Source organism: Actinomadura keratinilytica, from assembly GCF_039539665.1.
GTDB lineage: Bacteria > Actinomycetota > Actinomycetes > Streptosporangiales > Streptosporangiaceae > Spirillospora > Spirillospora keratinilytica.
In genome coordinates, this window is sequence record NZ_BAABDO010000244.1 from 1 (window position 1) to 2,199 (window position 2,199).

Annotated in this window: 2 protein-coding genes; one reads left to right on the forward strand and one right to left on the reverse strand. The window is 67.2% G+C overall.

Annotated features, from left to right (window positions below):
- Positions 1-151 precede the first annotated feature (151 nt).
- Positions 152-928: a DUF6879 family protein gene (locus tag ABD879_RS32445; protein WP_345025611.1), complete on the forward strand. Its 777-nt coding sequence runs from the start codon at positions 152-154 to the stop codon at positions 926-928.
- Here ABD879_RS32445 and ABD879_RS32450 read toward each other — a convergent pair.
- Complete coding sequence (locus tag ABD879_RS32450; RefSeq protein WP_345025612.1) at positions 925-1,887, reverse strand: helix-turn-helix domain-containing protein; 963 nt, start codon at positions 1,885-1,887, stop codon at positions 925-927. The genes ABD879_RS32445 and ABD879_RS32450 overlap by 4 nt on opposite strands.
- Positions 1,888-2,199 lie beyond the last annotated feature (312 nt).

Below are 2,199 nucleotides of genomic sequence, written 5' to 3' on the forward strand. Positions count from 1 at the left end.
TCAAGATCATCCAGCCGTGTCGCCGTCACCAACGTCCATGGTCAGTACACCTAGATCGGTCAGGTGACGGTGCGCCTGGGCGGCTGACATCTGCTGTCCGCCGTGGCTAGGGTCAAGGCAAGCCCCAGAGCAGCGGACGCGGAGGTGCCCCATGCGCGACGTCCGGATCGACTTCGTCGGCGCCGACGATAAGTCGAAAGAACTCGAATGCCCTGCGGTGTTCGTTGACCCGGACACCGGCGACTTCTACCTGCAAGGCAAGCGCGTCACGGACCCGATGATCCTTGCCAAGCTCGCCGCGCACAGTCCGCTCGGCGCTGACGAGGCGGTGGTGTGGCAGCCCGCTCGGCTCGCGCCCATCTTGGCCGAGGCCGCGACCGGGACCTACGAGCAGGGGCGAGTGGGGCACGGCAAGACGGCTCTCATAGACCTGATCAAAGCCGCCAAGTACAGCGTGGTGCACCTGGAGCAGCGCGACGAATACACGCCCGAGCCCGACTTCCTGGAGTGGCAGGCATCAGGGAAGAAGACGCCGCGCGAGAAGATGCGCGCGAGCATGGAGAACTGGATGGAGTTCGTCCGCGGCATCACCAGCCGCGGCGTGGTGATGCGCCGGGCCCGTATCGTGTCCGAGCCGTGGTCGGACTACATCGAATGGGAGCACGCGCACACGGAATGGAACGTTGAGGCGGGCGAGCAGGTGCGCTGGTTGTCGCGGCGGGACGCCTACGACCTGCTCATCCCACCCGCGGATTTCTACATCATCGACTCCCGGCTTGTGGCGTTCAATTTCAACGCCGGTGACGGCACTTCCCTGCGGGAGTACGAGTTCGTGTCGGACCCGGTACGTGTCGGCCCGGTCGTCGCCGCCTTCGAGCAGGTGTGGAACCGCGCTGTCGACCACGCCGACTACAAACCCGCCCGCTAAGACTCGTATTCGTCCAGCGCGGCGAGCGCGGCCCGGATGATCGCGACGGCCTGGTCGCCGTGCACGGCCAGGGCCGCCATACGCTCCCAGGCCCGTATGTAGGCGCGGATCTCCTCGGGTGTCGTGATCGTGAGGTAGCCGCTGACCAGCTCGACGGTGACCTGCTCGTCGTTGCTGATCAGGAACGTCTCGTCTGGCCACACTCCGAACCCATTGACGTTGCGTTCGCGGGCCCAGGGGATGATGCCGAGGCTGACCGATGGCAGCCGCATGGCGTCGAGGAGGTACAGCAGCTGCTCACGGTGCGTCGTGGTCGGGCAGGTGCGGTGCCAGAGCGCCTCTTGCTCCAGGATGATGGCGAACCGGCCGGGGCCGCGCAGTACGCGGTTGCGCTCCATCCGAGCGGCGACGGCCTCGGCGACGTCGTCGTGCTCCATGCCGAACTCGTGCCGGATCGACCGCAGCGCCCACGTCGCGTACGCCTCGGTTTGCAGCAGGCCGGGGATGCCTTTGGTGGCGTAGAACCGCATGCTTCGGGCCTGCTGGTAGCGGTCGCGGTCCTCGGTCTGGAGTTGGCGTAGCCCGGCGCGTTTGAGCTGGGCGTTGGTGCGCCACATCCTCACGGCAGCGGACTGCTCGGCCAGTAGCTCCTCGGTGCGCTGTTCGGATGCGCCGCATATCCGGCACCACAGCCGCACGTGATCGGCGGTGATCGTTCGCTGTCCCCGCTCGATGCGGCTGACGAGCGAGGAGTCACGCCAGCCCGCCTCACGGGCGAAAACCACGCCGCTGAGGCCAGCGGCTTGGCGCATCTCACGCAGTTGTTCGCCCAGGCGCCGACGAGCGGCCTGGGCTGACGTGGACGGCGAGGCAGGCATTTGTGCTGATCCTGACGCATGCGGCGGCGAGGGACGCCGCAGTTTGACGCGGTTTGACGCCTCGGAGCCTCTCGTGCGCATGCGGGGGTGTCAAAGAGTGTCAAACCTCTGGCAGTCCAGCATACGCCGGGTGGATGGTCTGTGACGGATGGCACAAAGCCATCGGCCCCGGGCCGCTGGTGGGCAGCGGAATCCGGGGCCTCGCCGGACGCTGGAGGTCCGACTGATGTACCAGTATGACCCATTGACCGCGCTCGGCCGGAAGCTGGCCGTGCGCGGGCTGACGGTCACCGACACCACCGACAGGCTGCACGTCGAGGACGCGACCGGGATCTCGGTGACGATCACCTGCCGACCGCGGCCGGAGGACGGCGGCCGCCTGTGGTTCTTCAC

Bases quoted from the DNA above. Each gene is read 5' to 3' on its own strand.
- ABD879_RS32445 (WP_345025611.1), top strand. From the start codon at position 152: ATGCGCGACGTCCGGATCGACTTCGTCGGCGCCGACGATAAGTCGAAA.
- ABD879_RS32450 (WP_345025612.1), bottom strand. From the start codon at position 1,887: ATGCGCACGAGAGGCTCCGAGGCGTCAAACCGCGTCAAACTGCGGCGT.